A 16,950-nucleotide genomic window follows, 5' to 3' on the forward strand; every position below is an offset into this window, starting at 1 on the left:
CGGCGGCAACGCGCGCTACAGCTGACGGCTGCGGGCCAGCGGCGGGTTCTGTGCGAAGTAGCGCTGGATGCCGCGCATCAATGCATCCGCGAGGTTTTCCTGGTATTCGACGCTGCGCAGCTTTGCTTCTTCCTCCGGGTTGCTGATGAAGGCCGTTTCCACCAGCACGCTCGGGATGTCGGGCGCCTTGAGCACCGCGAAGCCGGCCTGCTCGACCTGCGGCTTGTGCAGCCGTGCGCCCATGCCGCGGATCTCTCCGAGCATCGCGCCGCCGAGCTTGAGGCTGTCGTTGATCTGCGCCGTGGTGCTCATGTCGAGCAGGGCGCGCTGCACCTGGACCTCGTGCGTGCCCACGTTCACGCCGCCGACCTTGTCGGCCTGGTTCTCCTTGTTGGCGAGCCAGCGGGCGGCGCTGCTCGAAGCGCCGGTCTGGCTCAGTGCGAAGACGCTGGCGCCGCGCGCTTCGGGCGTGGTGAAGGCATCGGCATGGATGCTCACGAACAGGTCGGCCTGCACGCGGCGCGCCTTCTGCACGCGCACGCCCAGCGGCACGAAGAAGTCGGCATCGCGCGTGAGAAAGGCGCGCATTGGATTGCCGTTGACGCTGCTCGCATTGATGCGGTCGCGCAGCCGGTGCGCGACCTGCAGCACGATGTCTTTTTCGCGCGTGCCGTTGGGGCCGATCGCGCCCGGGTCCTCGCCGCCGTGGCCCGGATCGAGCGCGACGATGATGATGCGGTCGGTGCGGCTCGCGGTCGCGCCGCCGTTGCGCGCGGTGGCGGAAGATGGCGGCGGAAGGGGCGTTACCGGCGTCGTGCCCACCACGGGCGGCAGCGGCGCCGGAACGACCAGCGCCTGTCCGGCCGGCGAAGAAGGCGAGGGGCGCGTCGCCTGCTGGGCCATCAGTTCGCCCAGCGGATCGACGGCCGGAGGCGCGGGAGTGCGCGGCGCAATGCCCGCGACGGTGCCCTCGCGGCCGGCGGCCTTGGGCGCATCGCGCAGCCGCTCGGCGATCAGGGCTTCCAGCGGATCGAGCGCCTGCTGCGGATAGAGGTCCAGCACCAGCCGGTGCTGATAGGCGGCCACCGGCGCCAGCGAGAACACCTGCGGGGCCACCGACTGCTTGAGATCGAACACGATGCGCACCACGCTGGGCGCGAACTGCCCGACGCGCAGGCCGTTGATGTAGGGATCGTCGGGCTTGATCTTGCCGACCAGCTCGCGCAGCGCCGGATTGAGCTCGATGCCGTCGATGTCGACCGCCAGGCGCGGCGGACTGCCGACCACGAGCTGCTGCGATTTCAGCCGGCCGTCGGACTCGATGGTGACGCGCGTGTAGTCGGCTGCCGGCCAGACGCGCACCGCCACGATGGTGGCTCCGCTCGCGATCTCGTGCACGCCGAGCAAAAGGGCGATGCTGCCGCCTTGCAGCAGCACGCGTCGTTTGAGTTGGCCGGCTTTCATGAGGAAGCGGCGGCCAGCAGCCGGCTGCCGCGCGGCGTGTTCGCGCGCAGGGTCACGGTGCGGGTGTCGTCGGTCATTGCTTCGATTTTAATAGCAAGGTCTGCAAGCGGAATGCGCCCTGCAGCGTTTTCTGGCCATTCCGCGAGTTTGAGGCCCGAACCCGCGAAGATGTCACGGAAGCCCGCATCGTCCCATTCGTGCGGATCGCTGAAGCGGTAGAAATCGAAATGGAAGATGCTGACGCCGCCGGGCGCTTCGTGCGGCTCCACGACGGCGTAGGTCGGGCTCTTGATGCGCGAACCGATGCCCAGTGCGCGCAACAGGTGGCGCACGAAGGTGGTCTTGCCGGCGCCGAGGTCTCCATGCAATGCAATGAACGCGTCAGCCAGGTCGGGCGATGACGCGAGCGCGCGCGCGAGCGCGTCGCAATCGTCTTCGCTGCGCCAGCGTTGCACCAGGCTTTGCGTTTCTACAATCGGCAGGTGATCGGCAGCCATCAACTCGTGATTCGGATTCAGGCCTTGGCCCGGGAGCTCGGATTCTCCCAAATCGGGATCGCGGGCGTCGATCTGTCGAGCGCGGAAGAGGGCCTCATGCGATGGCTGGCCGCGGGCTTCCATGGCGAGATGCACTACATGGCCGCGCACGGCACGCGGCGCGCGCGGCCGGCCGAGCTGGTGCCGGGCACGGTATCGGTGATCACCGCGCGCATGGACTACTTGCCGCGCAGCACGCCCGACGATTGGCAGGCGGTGGAGTTCGACCGCCTGCGCAGGCCCGCCGAGGGCATCGTGTCGGTCTATGCGCGCGGCCGCGACTACCACAAAGTCATGCGCTCGCGCCTCGCGAAGCTGGCCGAACGCATCGCCGACGAAGTAGGCCCCTTCGGCCACCGCGCCTTCACCGATTCGGCGCCGGTGCTGGAAGCCGAACTGGCCTCGCGCAGCGGCCAGGGCTGGCGCGGCAAGCACACGCTGGTGCTGGACCGCGAGGCGGGCTCGATGTTCTTCCTGGGCGAGATCTACGTCGACATGGCGTTGCCGACGAGCGCACCGGTCACTGCGCACTGCGGCAGCTGCAGCGCCTGCATCGACGTGTGCCCGACGCGCGCCATCATCGCGCCCTACCGGCTCGATGCGCGGCGCTGCATCTCCTACCTCACCATCGAGCATGCCGGGCCGATCCCGCTCGAACTGCGGCCGCTCATCGGCAACCGCATCTACGGCTGCGACGACTGCCAGTTGATCTGCCCGTGGAACAAGTTCGCCAGGAAGAGCGCGCTGCCGGACTTCGATGCGCGCGACGGGCTCACCGGCCGCCAGCTCGGCGAGCTTTTCGCGTGGACCGAGCAGGACTTCCTGCGCTACACCGAAGGCAGCCCGATCCGCCGCATCGGCCACGAGCGCTGGCTGCGCAACGTGGCGGTGGCGCTGGGCAATGCCTTGCGTGCGGGCGACGAGGGGGCGCGCGAGATCCTCGCGACGCGGCGCTCGCATCCCAGTGCGCTGGTGCGTGAGCACGTCGAATGGGCCCTCAACGCCGCATGATCGACGAAATCTGCGCCGTTCCCGCGTCGAGCGAACGCATCGAGCTCAGCCGCAGCGAGGCGTACTTGAGCACCGGGTTGTTGATCAGCTTGCCGCTGAAATGCCCGTTGAAGCGCGTGTCCTTGCAGCCGCTCATCGTGAGGTCGAGCGAGGCGTTGGCCGGCGAGACGAAGTCCACGCTGGAGCCCGCCATCGTGCAGCCGGCGCCCGGCACCTGGCCGCGCACCGTGCCGTCGGGATCGATCTGCATCGCGCCCGGATGGACCGCCGGCGGGCCCTGCGCGCCGGTGTCCTGCTGGACCACGTAGAAAAGAAAAGGCCCGCTCCACGCGCCGTGGTAGCGGGTGTGCTCCTGCGCCTGCACCGACCCTGCGAGCAATGCTGCGACAACGGCCGGGAGGTAGCGCATGGTTCGACGATAGCGATTCAGCGCGAGAGCGCCAAGGCGAAGGGCAGGCTTGCCACACCGAGCAGCGTCGACAGCGTCACGAGGCCCGCCACGTACGGGCCGTTGTAGCCCATGCGCGCGGCCAGCACGTAGGCGCTCGACGCGGTCGGCACCGCGGAAAAGGTCATCAGCACCGCGGCCTGCGCGCCGCCGAGCTGCAGCGCGCCGGCCAAGCCCCAGGCGATCAGCGGCAGCACCAGATGGCGGATCGACAGCACCGACACCGCGAGCACCTTGCCGCGCGCGAGCGTCGCGAACTGCATGCCGGCGCCGGCCGCCATCAGGCCGAGCGCGAGCGAGGCGGCGCCGATGCGCGTGAGCGTCGGCTCGAGCCAGTTCGGCACGCCGAAGCCGAGCAGGTTGGCGACCAGGCCGCTGAGTGTCGCGATGATCAGCGGGTTGCGGACCAGCTGCCGCGCCAGGCCGGTCTGCGCATGCCGCGCCATCGGCCACACGGCGGCGATGTTGAACAGCGGCACGCACACGCCGATCAGCACCGCGATCATCAGGAGTCCCGCGGGGCCCGCGATGCGGTCGGCCAGCGCGAGGCAGATGAAGGAGTTGAAGCGGAAGGCGATCTGCGCGCTGGCCGCATGGTCGCTGCGGTCGATGTGCGCGCCGATGCCGGGCAGGAAGGGCAGCATGTATGCAAGCGCGATGCCGGACAGCCCGACGCCGACGCCGGCGGTCAGCAGGTGCGAGGTGGCGCCGAAGTCGAGCGGGCTGCGCACGATCGAGTGGAACAGCAGCACCGGGAAAAGAAAGTAGTAGACCAGGCTCTCGACCTGGTCCCAGACGCGGCGGTCCAGCGGGGTGTAGCGGCAGAGCAGCCAGCCACAGGCGATGAGGGAGAAGTCGGGGAAGAGCAGTTGGGCATAGTTCACCGGTCGAGGATAAACGGCCGGTTTCCATGGGTTATCCACCAACTGGGGCGCTCGCGGACCCGTTAGCATCCTGGCTTCGCTTTTTCGACCTCCAGGAGCTCTTCAATGCAACGTCGTCAATGGAATGCACTCGCCGGCGCCGCCGCGCTGGCGCTGATCGCCGGCCCCAGCTGGGCGCAGGGCTACCCCAACAAGCCCATCGAGCTGCAGGTGCCTTTCGCGCCCGGCGGCACCACCGACATCGTGGCGCGCGTGATTTCCGAGCCGCTGGGCAAGGCGCTGGGCCAGAGCGTGGTGGTGATCAACAAGGCGGGCGGCGGCGGCATCGTGGGCGCCGCGGAGACCGCGCGGGTCGCGCCGGACGGCTACAAGCTCGGCGTGGCGACGGTGTCGAGCACGGCCGCCAACCCGGCCATCAACCCCAAGGTGCCCTACGACCCGATCAACGACTTCACGCCGATCATCAACATCGCGGCGACGCCGAACATCATTGCGGTGCATCCGAGCTTCCCGGCCAAGAACTACGCCGAGTTCGTGGCCGAGATCAAGAAGAATCCGGGCAAGTATTCGTACGCCTCCTCGGGCACCGGCGGCATCGGCCATCTGCTGATGGAGCTCTACAAGAACCTGACCAGCACCTTCATCACCCACATTCCCTACCGCGGCGCCGGCCCGGCCCTGAACGACGTGGTGGCCGGCCAGGTGCCGATCATGTTCGACAACATCCCGTCGGCGCTGCCCTTCATCAAGTCGGGCAAGCTGGTGCCGATCGTGGTTTCGGCGCCGCAGCGCCTGAAGGACCTGCCCAACGTGCCGACCTTCAAGGAAGTCGGGCTCGAGCCCGTCAACCGCATGGCCTATTACGGCATCCTGGGGCCCAAGGGCCTGCCGAAGGAAGTGGTCGACAAGATTAACGCCGGCGTGAAGAAGTCGATCGAAGACCCGGCGGTGCGCAAGCGCATCGAGGACACCGGATCGCTGATCGTGGCCAACACGCCCGAGCAGTTCGCCGCCCAGATCAAGGCCGAGTACGAGGTCTACAAGCAGGTGGTCGCCAAGCAGAAGCTCACGCTCGACTAGACCAACTTTCCTCGATCCAGAGCCGCCCGCGCCACGGGCGGCTTTTCTTTTTTTTGCTATCTTGCGCAGCATGACCGCGGCCATCGACACGCCCGAAATCGACGACTTCATCGACGCGCTGTGGCTCGAGGACGGCCTGTCGAAGAATACGCTGGCAGCCTACCGGCGCGACCTCGCGCTGTTCGCGCAGTGGCTCCGGGCGCAGCGTGGCAGCGCGCTGGACGCTGCGCGCGAAACCGACCTGCAGGCCTACATGGGCGCCAAGCTCTCCGACAAGGGCAAGGCCACTTCGGCCAACCGCCGGCTCACGGTGTTCAAGCGCTATTTCCGCTGGGCGCTGCGCGAGCAGCGCATCGCCGCCGACCCGAGCCTGCGGCTGGCGCCGGCCAGGCAGATGCCGCGCGCGATCAAGACCCTGTCTGAAAAGCAGGTCGACGATCTGCTGGCCGCACCCGAGGTCGACACGCCGCTCGGCCTGCGCGACCGCGCCATGCTCGAGCTGATGTATGCGAGCGGACTGCGCGTGAGCGAGCTGGTTTCGCTCAAGGTGTTCGAGCTGAGCCTCAACGACGGGGTGCTGCGCGTGCTCGGCAAGGGCAGCAAGGAGCGGCTGGTGCCCTTCGGCGGCGAGGCGCGGCGCTGGATCGAGCGCTACCTGCACGAATCGCGCCCCGCCATCCTGGACGGGCAGCAGACCGCCGATTTGTTCGTCACCGCGCGCGGCGCGGGCATGACGCGCGTGATGTTCTGGATCATCGTCAAGAAGCACGCGCTGGCGGCCGGCATCCACGTGCCGCTGTCGCCGCACACGCTGCGCCATGCCTTTGCCACCCACCTGCTCAACCACGGCGCCGACCTGCGCGCGGTGCAGTTGCTGCTGGGCCATGCGGACATCTCGACCACCACGATCTACACCCACGTCGCGCGCGAGCGCTTGAAGCAGCTGCACGCGCAGCACCATCCCCGGGGTTGAGATGCAGGCCTCGCTGCACGTCGGTTGCGCGGGGTGGAGCCTGCCGCGGCCACAGTGGCCGCACTTTCCTGAAGAAGGATCGCACCTGGAGCGCTATGCGGCGCGATTCGACGTGGTCGAAATCAACAGTTCTTTCTACCGGCCGCACCGCCGCGAGACCTATGCGCGCTGGGCGGCGAGCACGCCGGCGCATTTCCGCTTTGCCGTGAAGCTGCCGCAGACCATCACGCACGAACAGCGGCTGGCCGCTGCGATGCCGGCCTTCGACGAATTCCTCATGCAAGTCAGCGGGCTGGGCGACAAGCTTGGCTGCCTGATCGTCCAGCTTCCGCCTAGCCTGGCCTTCGATGCGCGTGTGGCGGCACGTTTCCTCGCTGCGGCGCGGCGGCGCCATCGCGGCCTGCTCGCGCTCGAGCCTCGCCATGCAAGCTGGTTCGTACCCGCGGCCGAGACCCTTCTTGCGCGCTTCGACACCGCGCGGGTGCTGGCCGATCCGGTGCTGCACGAACGCGCCGCGGCGCCCGGCGGCTGGCGAGGGCTTGTCTACCTGCGGCTGCACGGTTCGCCACGGCGCTACTGGTCTTCGTATCCCGATGTGCAGTTGGCGCAGCTGGCGCAGCGATTGCGCCAGGCCGGCCAGCAGGGAACGCCGTGCTGGTGCATCTTCGACAACACCGCGGGCGGCCAAGCGGTCGGGAATGCCCTGGCGCTCAGCGACATGATTGCTGCGGCGTCAAAATGAGTGCTCGCAAGGAGACGCAGCAATGAGTTGCAGAAAAGCATGGGCCGCCATGATTCTCTTCGCGGCGGTTTCGATGGCACAGGCGCAGGCCGTGCCGAAGACCATCCGCATGGTGGTCGCCTATCCGACCGGCGGCGTCAGCGACATCGTGGCCCGCGCGCTGGCCGAGAGGCTCGGCGCGCAACTGGGCAGCACCGTGGTGGTCGAGAACAAGGCAGGCGCCAGCGGCACCATCGGCATGGACGCGGTTGCCAAGGCGGCGCCGGACGGCGCGACGCTGGGTTTCTCGGCCATCAGCCCGCTGGTGTTGAATCCGCATATCGGCAAGTCGCCCTTCGATCCGCAGAAGGACATCGCGCCGGTGGCGAGCGTCATGTACTCGCCGGTGCTGCTGCTGGCCACGGAAGCGACCGGCACCCGCAACTTCCGCACCCTGATCGACGATGCGCGCGCCCGGCCCGGCGCGGTGCGCTGGGCCACTTCGGGCCAGGCCTCGCTCGGCCACATCGTGCTCGAGGAGTTGCGTGCGACCGCGAAGGTGGACATCACGCACGTGCCCTACAGGGGCGGGGCCCAGCAGATGAACGATGCGCTGGGCGCGCAGTTCGAGATTCTTTCGATCAATGCCGGGCCCTCCGTCGCGCCGCACATCCGCTCCGGCAAGCTGCGCCCGCTGGCCGTGGGTGCGCCGGCGCGGCTCGAAAGCCTGCCGAAGGTACCCACCCTGGGCGAGCTGGGCTATCCGGAGGCCAACCTCACCTCGCTGTTCGGCGTGTTCGCCCCGGCCGCCACGCCGCCGATCCTGATCGCCAAGTACAACGCCGAGATCAACAAGGCGCTTGCCAGCCCCGAGCTGCGCGCCAAGCTGACGGCCACCGACAACGTGCCGACCGGCGGCGGCGCCGAGGCCTTTGCCGACGAGATCGCGGCCGAGTACGAGAACAATGCGCGCATCGTGAAGGCGGCCGGCATCAAGTCGGACTGAGTGCTTGCGCGAGATCGGCCGGACCCAAACCCGAGGAGACGTCATGAGCGGAACGCTGTACCTGGAAGACCTGTCGCCGGGCGCTCGCTTCACGAGTGCCGAGCATGCGCTGGACGCGGCGCAGATCGTCGATTTCGCGATGCGCTTCGATCCGCAGCCCTTCCATCTCGACGCCGACGCCGCGAAGCGCACCTTCTTCCAAGGGTTGGCCGCCAGCGGTTGGCACACGGCCTCGATCACGATGCGGCTCATGGTCCAGAGCGGCCTGCCGCTGGCCGACGGCATCATCGGCTCGGGCGGCGAGATCCAGTGGCCCAAGCCGACGCGGCCGGGCGATGTGCTGCATGTCGAGAGCGAGGTGCTGGAAGTGACCCCCTCGCGCTCGCGGCCGGAGCGCGGCATGGTGGTGGTGCGCAGCGAGACGCTCAACCAGCATGGCGATGTCTGCCAGCGGCTCACGACCAAGCTGGTGGTGTCGCGGCGGCCCTAGCCCCTTTCCAGATCCTGCAATTCCTCGTCGGTGAACCCGGCCCGCGCGCGGGCCTCGAGGTTGAAGGGCGCCCGCAGGCGCGGGGCTTCGTGGCGGCGGTACAGCACGCGGTAGTGCGCGATCGGGTCGACGCCTGCGCGCTCGCACAGCCAGCGGTACCAGCGGTTGCCGATGGCCACGTGGCCGACCTCGTCGCGCAGGATGACGTCGAGGATCTCGCAGGCCCTGAGCGCATCGGGCGTGTTCACGCGCCGGAGCTTGGCCTGGATCAGCGGCGTCGCGTCCAGCCCGCGCGCCTCCAGCGTGCGCGGCACCAGCGCCATGCGCGCGAGCACGTCGCCCTTGGTCTTCTCGCACATGCTCCACAGGCCGTCATGGCCGGTGAAGTCGCCGTAGCTGTAGCCCATGCCGCGCAAGTGCTCATGCAAGAGCGTGAAGTGCTGCGCCTCCTCGTCGGCCACGCGCAGCCAGTCGCGGTAGTAGGCCTCGGGCATGTCGTCGAAACGCCAGGCGGCGTCGAGCGCGAGATTGATTGCGTTGAACTCGATGTGGCAGATCGAATGGACCAGCGCCGCCCGGCCCTCGGGCGTGAAGGGCGATCGCTTCTCGACCGCGGTGGCGGCCACGCGCAGCGGGCGATCGGGGCGGCCCGGGACGCCGGCCTCGTCGCCGGCCGTGCGGACGGGCTGCGGCGCCATCGGATGCAGCGCGGCCTGCGCCGCCGTGGCGCGCGTCGCTGCGACCTTGCGGTCGGGATCTGTCAGGCGCAGCGCGGCCAGGGCGCCGAGGCGTGGGTGCATCCCTACAATTCTAGTTTTCCCCTTTCAGGAGCACCGCGATGGCCCTCTACGAAATCGACGGCGTGGCGCCGCAGCTTGCGCCGGGCGCCTACGTCGCGGACAACGCACAGGTCATCGGCCGCGTCGTCATGGGCGAGAACGCGAGCATCTGGTTCGGCGTGGTGGCGCGCGGCGACAGCGACACCCTGACCATCGGCCGCAACAGCAACATTCAGGACCTTTCGATGCTGCATGCCGATGCCGGCGTGCCGCTGACCATCGGCGAGAACGTGACGGTGGGCCATCAGGTGGTGCTGCACGGCTGCACCGTGGGCGACAACTCGCTGATCGGTATCGGGGCGGTAGTCTTGAATAACGCCAGGATCGGCCGCAACTCGATCGTTGGCGCCGGCAGCGTCGTGACCGAAGGCAAGGAGTTTCCGGACAACTCGCTGATCATCGGCTCGCCGGCCAAGGTGGTGCGCATGCTCGACGAAGCTGCCGCCGCACGCCTTCGGCAGAATGCCGACCACTATGTGAAAAACGCCCGCCGCTTCGCGAAGGGCCTGAAGAAGATCGGCTGAAGAAGCCGCTCGGAAAGATTGCCTTGAGCGAGTTGCACAAGTTCCTGTTCGACGGCATGCCGGTGCGCGGCATGATCGTTCGCCTGACGGATGCGTGGCAGGAGATCCTGGCGCGGCGCGCCTCGAACACCAGCACCGGCGCCTACCCGGCCCCGGTGGCCGAGTTGCTCGGCGAGATGGCGGCGGCCGCCACGCTGATGCAGGCCAACATCAAGTTCAACGGCGCGCTGATCCTGCAGATCTTCGGCGACGGCCCGGTCAAGGTTGCGGTCGCCGAGGTCAAGCCCGACCTGAGCCTGCGCGCCACCGCCAAGGTGGTGGGCGAACTCGCGGCCGATGCGCACCTGCCCGAGATGGTCAATGTGAACAACAAGGGCCGCTGCGCGATCACGCTCGACCCCAAGGACAAGCTGCCGGGTCAGCAGCCCTATCAAGGCGTGGTGCCGCTGCATGGCGACAGCGGCGAGAAGCTCGGCCGCCTGAGCGAGGTGCTGCAGCACTACATGCTGCAAAGCGAACAGCTCGACACCACGCTGGTGCTCGCGGCCGACGACAAGGTGGCGGCCGGTCTCCTGATCCAGCGCCTGCCGGTGAAGGGCGAGGCCAACCTCGAAGGCACGTCCGCCAGCGATCGCGATCAGGCGAACGAAGACCAGATCGGCCGCAACGAGGACTACAACCGCATCTCGATCCTGGCCTCCACCCTGACGCGCGAGGAGCTGCTCACGCTCGACGTCGAGACCATCCTGCGCCGCCTGTTCTGGGAAGAGAAGCTGCTGCGCTTCGAGCCGCAGGCCGGCATGCTCGGGCCGCATTTCGCCTGCACTTGCGGCCGCGAGCGCGTGGCCCAGATGATCCGCGGCCTCGGCGCCGAGGAGGCCGAGGGCATCCTCGTCGAGCGCGGCGACATCGAGGTCGGCTGCGACTTCTGCGGCAAGCAGTACCGCTTCGACGCGGTCGATGTCGCGCAGCTGTTCACCGCGCCGGGCGACCAGCTGCCCGCGAGCCCGGTGATGCAGTAGCTCGCTCGAAGCCGCTGAAGCGGATGTCCGGCGCGCTCGTGTTGTGTCGCGAAGGGAGGGTGCGGCCGAAGCGCACTTCCGACGCCTGGAGCGTCGACACTTCCGGCAGCGGCTTGGTCTCGAGGGCGGATTGCGCCGTGGCCCGCCACGACACCTGGCTCATGTCGGCGTTGTCGGGCGCGACGTACATCGAGCGCAGGACCGCGAACCGGGGGCCGTGCCGGCGTCCCGGCTTCATGTCCACATCGAGCGCAGTCCGCGACTCGCTGATTTCCTGAACATCGACCTTCGCTGCGCCGCCGTTCGCGAACTTCAGGCTGAATCGCAGCGGCTGGGTATCGACGGCGATGTCCGTGATGTTCGCCACCGGACGGCCCGCATGCTCGACCGGGCCCATCACGAAGGAGGAGCCGTAGACGCCGTCGCCGAAGCGCGGCGCGGGCAGGGGCTTGATGCGCCAGTAGCCGTCGGCGGGGTACATCACCAGCGCTTCGAGCGGCTTGGCGCCGGTTTTCGCGAAGACCTGGATCATGTGGAATCCCCCCGCGGTCTTGCGGCCGTCCACGCGCACCGGCACCCGGTGCGGCCGCCAGAAGCTGGGCAGCGTCATGCCGACGACCATCCAGCGCGGCCCGTCATGCAGCACTTCGCGGCGCTCCTTGAAGGCATAGCGCGGGTCGGTCGGATGCGTCCCGCCGTCGAAGTTGCAGCCCGAAAAATCCGGCGCAGTGATGTCCTTGTCAATGGATGCCAGGTACGCGGGCGGCAGCGCCTCGACGCGGAACCTGCGGATGTTCCTGCCGCTCAGGTTCAGCGAAACGTTGTCTTCTTCGGCGCAGGCGGTCGCGTGGGTCTGGTTGTCGATCGTCGCCTGGGCCGGCGCGGCCGAAACAGCCGCGGAAGACAGCAGGGCCCACAGCAGGGCGGCCGCACGGAGTCTGAGATGCATTTCTTCGGTTCCTTTACGGGCGCTTCGAGATGAGATCGCTGAACAACTTGTGTTCGCACACGGGATCTGAGCATTTGTCGCAGGACCAGGTCCATGCGGCGGTCGCTCCTCGCGCGGCACTCCGGCGGGCGTCCGGATCTGCGGCCGCGTTGATCGCGTTCCATGCGTTGGCCAGTTGCTCCGTGCCTTCGCCGTGCACCACCGCAAAGCCCAGGTTCGCATCCATCAGCGCCTTGCGCAGCATCTCATCGACCCGTGTCGGCGAGGCCGAGGCAATCAGCAGGATGAGGGCATGGCCGCGATACGCTTCGAGGGCGCTCGCATCGAACCCATGTTCGGGCAAAGGGTCGGCCACGAGCGTGGCGGCGATGCCGCGCTGTGCAAGCCGTTGCGTGAGCGCCTCGGCGAGCTGGGTTTTGCCGCTGCCTTCTGCGCCGAACAGCGCGATCACGCAGCCGGCCGGCAGCGCAGGCGTCATGGCATCAGCGCGCGATCTGCACGAACACTTCGTTGGGCTTGACCATGCCGAGCTCCTGCCGCGCACGCTCCTCGACCATCTCGAGCCCTTCCTTCAGGTCGTTGACCTCGGAGTTGAGCCGGTCGTTGGTCACGGCGGCGCGCGCATTGGATTCCTTCTGCTCGGCCAGCTTGTCCTTGAGCTGGACCACGTCGCGCACGCTCCCGCGCCCGGTCCAGAGCTGCCACTGGAGGATCAGCAGCAACAGGACCAGGATGATCGGGACGATGCGTGAACGCATGGCGTCTCGGTCGCAGGGCTACCGCAGGTTGTAGAAGGCGCCGCGGCCGGGGTAGCTGGCGACGTCGCCGAGGTCTTCCTCGATGCGCAGCAGCTGGTTGTACTTGGCGATGCGGTCCGAGCGCGACAGCGAGCCGGTCTTGATCTGGCCGGCGTTGGTGCCGACCGCGATGTCGGCGATGGTCGAGTCTTCGGTTTCGCCCGAGCGGTGGCTGATCACGGCGGTGTAGCCGGCGCGCTTGGCCATCTCGATGGCGGCGAAGGTTTCGGTCAGGGTGCCGATCTGGTTGATCTTGATCAGGATCGAGTTGGCGATCCCCTTGTCGATGCCTTCCTGCAGGATCTTGGTGTTGGTCACGAACAGGTCGTCGCCCACCAGCTGCACGCGCTTGCCGAGGCGTTCGGTCAGCATCTTCCAGCCGTCCCAGTCGCCTTCGTGCATGCCGTCTTCGATGCTGATGATGGGGTACTTGTCGACCCAGGTCGCGAGCATGTCGATCCAGTTGCCGGCCGACAGCGTGAGGTTCTCGCCGGAGAGAACGTAGTGGCCGTCCTTGTAGAACTCGCTGGCCGCGCAGTCCAGGCCCAGCGCGATCTGCGTGCCTGCCGTGTAGCCGGCCTTGTCGATCGCTTCCAGGATCAGCTGGATCGCGGCTTCATGATTTTCGACGCTCGGCGCGAAGCCGCCTTCGTCGCCCACCGCGGTGCTGATGCCGCGGTCGCCCAGGATCTTCTTGAGCGCATGGAACACCTCGGCGCCATAGCGCACCGCTTCGCGGAAGCTGGTCGCGCCGACGGGGATGATCATGAACTCCTGCAGGTCCAGGCTGTTGTTGGCGTGCGCGCCGCCGTTGATGACGTTCATCATCGGCACCGGCAGCTGCATGCCGCCCATGCCGCCGAAATAGCGGTACAGCGGCAGGCCCGATTCTTCGGCCGCGGCGCGGGCCACGGCCATCGACACGGCCAGCGTCGCGTTGGCGCCCAGGCGGCCCTTGTTGTCGGTGCCGTCGAGATCGTTCAGCGTGCGGTCCAGGAAGGCCTGTTCGCTCGCGTCCAGGCCCAGCACGGCCTCGGAGATCTCGGTGTTGATGTTCTCGACCGCCTTGAGCACGCCCTTGCCGAGATAGCGGCTCTTGTCGCCGTCGCGCAGCTCGATCGCCTCGCGCGACCCGGTCGAAGCGCCGGAGGGAACCGCCGCGCGGCCCATGGTGCCCGATTCGAGCAGCACGTCGCACTCGACGGTGGGGTTGCCGCGGCTGTCGAGAATTTCGCGCCCAACGATGTCAACGATTGCACTCATCTTTTCTCTTTCTCAAAATTTGGATCACAGACCTTCGACAACGATCATTCGCATGACCGCCGCACCTTGGCGAGACGCGCGAGCTTCTCCGTATTCGGGCGACTCGCTGAACTTCTTCGCGGCCTCGACGCTCGGGAACTTGAGCACGACGAGGCGTTGCGGACTCCAATCGCCCTCAAGCACTTCGACCTTGCCGCCGCGCACGCAGACTTCTGCACCGTAGACCTGCATGGCTTTGGAGGACAACTTCTTGTACTCCTCATACTGCGTCGGATTGGTGACTTCGACATTCGCAATGATGTATGCGCTCATGATTGAAACGAGTTCTCCAGGAATGCGTTTTTCTTGGTAACGCCGTCGAGCGCGAGCAGCGTCTCGAGCAGCGCCTTCATGTGCTTGAGCGGCACGGCATTCGGCCCGTCGCTCAGTGCCTTGGCGGGATCGGGGTGCGTCTCCATGAAGAGGCCCGCTACGCCCACGGCCACCGCGGCGCGCGACAGCACCGGCACCATCTCGCGCTGGCCGCCCGAGCTCGTGCCCTGGCCGCCGGGCAGCTGCACCGAGTGCGTGGCGTCGAACACCACCGGCGCGCCGGTCTCGCGCATGATCGCCAGCGAGCGCATGTCCGACACCAAGTTGTTGTAGCCGAAGCTGGCGCCGCGTTCGCAGGCCATGAAGCTGTCTTCGGGCAGGCCCTTTTCCTTGGCGGCCGCACGCGCCTTGTCGATCACGTTCTTCATGTCGTGCGGCGCGAGGAACTGGCCCTTCTTGATGTTGACCGGCTTGCCCGACTGCGCCGCGGCGCGGATGAAGTCGGTCTGGCGGCACAGGAAGGCGGGCGTCTGCAGCACGTCGACCACCTGCGCGGCGGCCGCGATGTCCTCTTCGGTGTGCACGTCGGTCAGGACCGGCAGGCCCAGCTCGCGCTTGACCTTGGCCAGGATCTCCAGGCCCTTGTCGCGGCCCGGGCCGCGGAAGCTGGTGCCCGAGGAGCGGTTGGCCTTGTCGAAGCTGCTCTTGAAGATGAAGGGAATGCCGAGCGCGGAGGTGATTTCCTTCAGCGTGCCGGCAGTGTCCATCTGCAGTTGCTCGGACTCGACGACGCAGGGGCCGGCGATCAGGAAGAAGGGCTTGTCGAGCCCGATGTCGAATCCGCAGAGTTTCATGCAACGACTTTCAGTGCCTTCTTGTCGGCGCCCTGGTGTTCCAGCGCCGCCTTGATGAAGGCGTTGAACAAGGGATGGCCGCTCCACGGCGTGGACTTGAATTCGGGGTGGAACTGCACGCCCATGAACCAGGGGTGCACGTCCTGCGGCAGCTCGACGATTTCGGTCAGTTGTTCGCGCTGGGTGAGCGCCGAGATCACGAGGCCGGCGCGGCGCAGCTCGTCGAGGTAGTTGACGTTGGCCTCGTAGCGGTGGCGGTGGCGCTCGGTCACCACGTCGCCGTAGATGCTGTGCGCCAGCGTGCCCGGCGCTACGTCGGAGCTTTGCGCACCCAGGCGCATGGTGCCGCCGAGGTCGGACTTCTCATCGCGCAGCTTGATCGTGCCGTCGTTGTCCTTCCACTCGGTGATCAGCGCGATCACGGGGCAGGAGGTTTCGGGATCGAACTCGGTGCTGTTGGCGTTCTTGAGCCCGGCGACGTTGCGCGCGTACTCGATGGTCGCGACCTGCATGCCGAGGCAGATGCCGAGGTACGGAACCTTCGTTTCGCGGGCAAACCGCGCCGCCGAGATCTTGCCCTCGACGCCGCGCTGGCCGAAGCCGCCCGGCACCAGGATCGCGTCGTACTTGGCCAGCCGGGCCACGTCCTGCGGCGAGATGGTTTCCGAGTCGACGTAGTCGATCTTTACGCGCGCATGGTTCTTCATGCCGGCATGACGCAGCGCCTCGTTGAGCGATTTGTAGCTGTCCGAAAGGTCGACGTACTTGCCGACCATCGCGATCGCCACTTCCTTCTGCGGATGCTCGACCTCGTAGACCAGGTCGTCCCAGCGCTGGAGCTTGGCCGGCGGCGTGTTGATGCGCAGCTTGTCGCAGATCAGGCCGTCCAGGCCCTGCTCGTGCAGCATGCGCGGCACCTTGTAGATGGTGTCGACGTCCCACATCGAGATCACGCCCCATTCGGGCACGTTGGAGAACAGCGAGATCTTGGCGCGCTCGTCGTCGGGGATCGGCCGGTCGGCGCGGCACAGCAGGGCGTCGGCCTGAATGCCGATGGCGCGCAGTTCCTTGGCGGTGTGCTGGGTGGGCTTGGTCTTGAGTTCGCCGGCGGCGGCGATCCAGGGCACGTAGCTCAGATGCACGAAGGCCGAGTTGTTGGGACCCATGCGCAGGCTCATCTGGCGCGCGGCTTCGAGGAAGGGCAGCGACTCGATGTCGCCGACGGTGCCGCCGATCTCGACGATCGCCACGTCGACCTCGTGCGGCGTGCCGAGTCCGGCGCCGCGCTTGATGTATTCCTGGATCTCGTTGGTGATGTGCGGGATCACCTGCACCGTCTTGCCGAGGTAGTCGCCGCGGCGTTCCTTCTCGAGCACCGACTTGTAGATCTGGCCGGTGGTGAAGTTGTTGGCGCGGCGCATGCGCGTGGTGACGAAGCGCTCGTAGTGGCCGAGATCGAGGTCGGTTTCGGCGCCGTCGTCGGTGACGAAGACCTCGCCGTGCTGAAAGGGCGACATCGTGCCGGGGTCGACGTTGATGTAGGGGTCCAGCTTGATGAGGGTGACTTTGAGGCCGCGCGATTCGAGGAGCGCGGCGAGCGAGGCGGAGGCGATTCCCTTGCCCAGGGAAGACACCACACCACCGGTGACGAAGACGAATTTGGTCATGCCAGTTCCGAACTTGCAGGTCCGGGCAGTGGGAAATGGGGATTATAGGTGGGGCCTCTTGCCCTGGCCGCCGTAGGGCCGCCACAAGGCCACCGCAGGGCCGTCCCGCG

The 16,950-nt window shown here is 67.4% G+C and carries 20 protein-coding genes; 8 read left to right on the forward strand and 12 right to left on the reverse strand.

What is annotated here, in order from left to right; all coding sequences use genetic code 11:
• Positions 1-15 precede the first annotated feature (15 nt).
• Together AC3A6B_RS15970 and tsaE are read right to left on the reverse strand one after the other, a co-directional pair.
• Positions 16-1,464: an N-acetylmuramoyl-L-alanine amidase gene (locus AC3A6B_RS15970; RefSeq protein WP_487837658.1), complete on the reverse strand. Its 1,449-nt coding sequence runs from the start codon at positions 1,462-1,464 to the stop codon at positions 16-18.
• Complete coding sequence (tsaE, locus tag AC3A6B_RS15975; protein ID WP_487837659.1) at positions 1,461-1,961, reverse strand: tRNA (adenosine(37)-N6)-threonylcarbamoyltransferase complex ATPase subunit type 1 TsaE; 501 nt, start codon at positions 1,959-1,961, stop codon at positions 1,461-1,463. Before tsaE ends, AC3A6B_RS15970 begins: the two co-directional genes overlap by 4 nt.
• Here tsaE and queG point away from each other — a divergent pair.
• Positions 1,947-3,011: a tRNA epoxyqueuosine(34) reductase QueG gene (gene queG / locus AC3A6B_RS15980; protein ID WP_487837660.1), complete on the forward strand. Its 1,065-nt coding sequence runs from the start codon at positions 1,947-1,949 to the stop codon at positions 3,009-3,011. The two genes, tsaE and queG, sit on opposite strands and share 15 nt — an antisense overlap.
• On the opposite strand, the gene AC3A6B_RS15985 is transcribed toward queG, so the two are convergent.
• Both AC3A6B_RS15985 and AC3A6B_RS15990 read right to left on the reverse strand, forming a co-directional pair.
• A complete protein-coding gene (locus tag AC3A6B_RS15985; RefSeq protein ID WP_487837661.1) occupies positions 2,998-3,420 on the reverse strand; it encodes a hypothetical protein in 423 nt (140 codons plus the stop codon). The genes queG and AC3A6B_RS15985 overlap by 14 nt on opposite strands.
• A 17-nt stretch (positions 3,421-3,437) precedes the next feature.
• Positions 3,438-4,343, reverse strand: coding sequence for an AEC family transporter (locus AC3A6B_RS15990; protein ID WP_487837662.1), 906 nt, complete (start codon positions 4,341-4,343; stop codon positions 3,438-3,440).
• Positions 4,344-4,448: 105 nt separating this feature from the next.
• Here AC3A6B_RS15990 and AC3A6B_RS15995 point away from each other — a divergent pair, with 105 nt between their 5' ends.
• The 5 genes from AC3A6B_RS15995 (at position 4,449) to AC3A6B_RS16015 (ending at position 8,613) form a co-directional block, all read left to right on the forward strand.
• A complete protein-coding gene (locus tag AC3A6B_RS15995) occupies positions 4,449-5,423 on the forward strand; it encodes a tripartite tricarboxylate transporter substrate binding protein BugE (protein ID WP_487837663.1) in 975 nt (324 codons plus the stop codon).
• 70 nt (positions 5,424-5,493) lie between these two features.
• On the forward strand, positions 5,494-6,396 hold the full coding sequence (gene xerD / locus AC3A6B_RS16000) for a site-specific tyrosine recombinase XerD (RefSeq protein ID WP_487837664.1): 903 nt from the start codon (positions 5,494-5,496) through the stop codon (positions 6,394-6,396).
• A gap of 1 nt (position 6,397) precedes the next feature.
• The gene (locus tag AC3A6B_RS16005; protein WP_487837665.1) at positions 6,398-7,138 is read left to right on the forward strand and encodes a DUF72 domain-containing protein; all 741 of its coding nucleotides are present in this window, start codon (positions 6,398-6,400) and stop codon (positions 7,136-7,138) included.
• A gap of 22 nt (positions 7,139-7,160) precedes the next feature.
• On the forward strand, positions 7,161-8,123 hold the full coding sequence (locus tag AC3A6B_RS16010) for a Bug family tripartite tricarboxylate transporter substrate binding protein (RefSeq protein ID WP_487837666.1): 963 nt from the start codon (positions 7,161-7,163) through the stop codon (positions 8,121-8,123).
• Positions 8,124-8,166: 43 nt separating this feature from the next.
• Positions 8,167-8,613: a MaoC family dehydratase gene (locus tag AC3A6B_RS16015; RefSeq protein WP_487837667.1), complete on the forward strand. Its 447-nt coding sequence runs from the start codon at positions 8,167-8,169 to the stop codon at positions 8,611-8,613.
• Here the strand turns inward: AC3A6B_RS16015 and AC3A6B_RS16020 are convergent.
• Positions 8,610-9,413, reverse strand: coding sequence for a ferritin-like domain-containing protein (locus tag AC3A6B_RS16020; RefSeq protein WP_487837668.1), 804 nt, complete (start codon positions 9,411-9,413; stop codon positions 8,610-8,612). The genes AC3A6B_RS16015 and AC3A6B_RS16020 overlap by 4 nt on opposite strands.
• Positions 9,414-9,451: 38 nt before the next feature.
• On the opposite strand from AC3A6B_RS16020, the gene AC3A6B_RS16025 reads away from it, so the two are divergent.
• Positions 9,452-9,976, forward strand: coding sequence for a gamma carbonic anhydrase family protein (locus AC3A6B_RS16025; protein ID WP_487837669.1), 525 nt, complete (start codon positions 9,452-9,454; stop codon positions 9,974-9,976).
• A gap of 23 nt (positions 9,977-9,999) precedes the next feature.
• Positions 10,000-10,998 carry an Hsp33 family molecular chaperone HslO gene (gene hslO / locus AC3A6B_RS16030; protein WP_487837670.1) on the forward strand — a complete coding sequence of 333 codons (999 nt, stop codon included), beginning with the start codon at positions 10,000-10,002 and terminating at the stop codon, positions 10,996-10,998.
• Here hslO and AC3A6B_RS16035 read toward each other — a convergent pair.
• Genes AC3A6B_RS16035 through pyrG form a run of 7 tightly spaced genes read right to left on the reverse strand, consistent with a single transcriptional unit; the run spans position 10,952 to position 16,840 of the window.
• Positions 10,952-11,947, reverse strand: coding sequence for a hypothetical protein (locus AC3A6B_RS16035; protein ID WP_487837671.1), 996 nt, complete (start codon positions 11,945-11,947; stop codon positions 10,952-10,954). The two genes, hslO and AC3A6B_RS16035, sit on opposite strands and share 47 nt — an antisense overlap.
• A gap of 13 nt (positions 11,948-11,960) precedes the next feature.
• Positions 11,961-12,425, reverse strand: a complete 465-nt coding sequence (locus AC3A6B_RS16040) for a hypothetical protein (RefSeq protein WP_487837672.1) — start codon at positions 12,423-12,425, stop codon at positions 11,961-11,963.
• Positions 12,426-12,429: 4 nt separating this feature from the next.
• Positions 12,430-12,705: a cell division protein FtsB gene (ftsB, locus tag AC3A6B_RS16045; protein WP_214692761.1), complete on the reverse strand. Its 276-nt coding sequence runs from the start codon at positions 12,703-12,705 to the stop codon at positions 12,430-12,432.
• A gap of 18 nt (positions 12,706-12,723) precedes the next feature.
• Entirely contained in the window at positions 12,724-14,007 is a 1,284-nt protein-coding gene (gene eno, locus AC3A6B_RS16050; protein WP_126836822.1) for a phosphopyruvate hydratase, read from the reverse strand.
• 24 nt (positions 14,008-14,031) lie between these two features.
• Positions 14,032-14,322, reverse strand: a complete 291-nt coding sequence (locus tag AC3A6B_RS16055) for a DUF1330 domain-containing protein (RefSeq protein WP_487837735.1) — start codon at positions 14,320-14,322, stop codon at positions 14,032-14,034.
• Complete coding sequence (kdsA, locus tag AC3A6B_RS16060) at positions 14,316-15,173, reverse strand: 3-deoxy-8-phosphooctulonate synthase (protein ID WP_487837673.1); 858 nt, start codon at positions 15,171-15,173, stop codon at positions 14,316-14,318. Before kdsA ends, AC3A6B_RS16055 begins: the two co-directional genes overlap by 7 nt.
• Complete coding sequence (gene pyrG, locus AC3A6B_RS16065) at positions 15,170-16,840, reverse strand: CTP synthase (protein WP_487837674.1); 1,671 nt, start codon at positions 16,838-16,840, stop codon at positions 15,170-15,172. Before pyrG ends, kdsA begins: the two co-directional genes overlap by 4 nt.
• Between the last annotated feature and the right edge of the window lie 110 nt (positions 16,841-16,950).

The sequence above is a fragment of the Variovorax sp. Soil_C_33 genome (assembly GCF_057656935.1).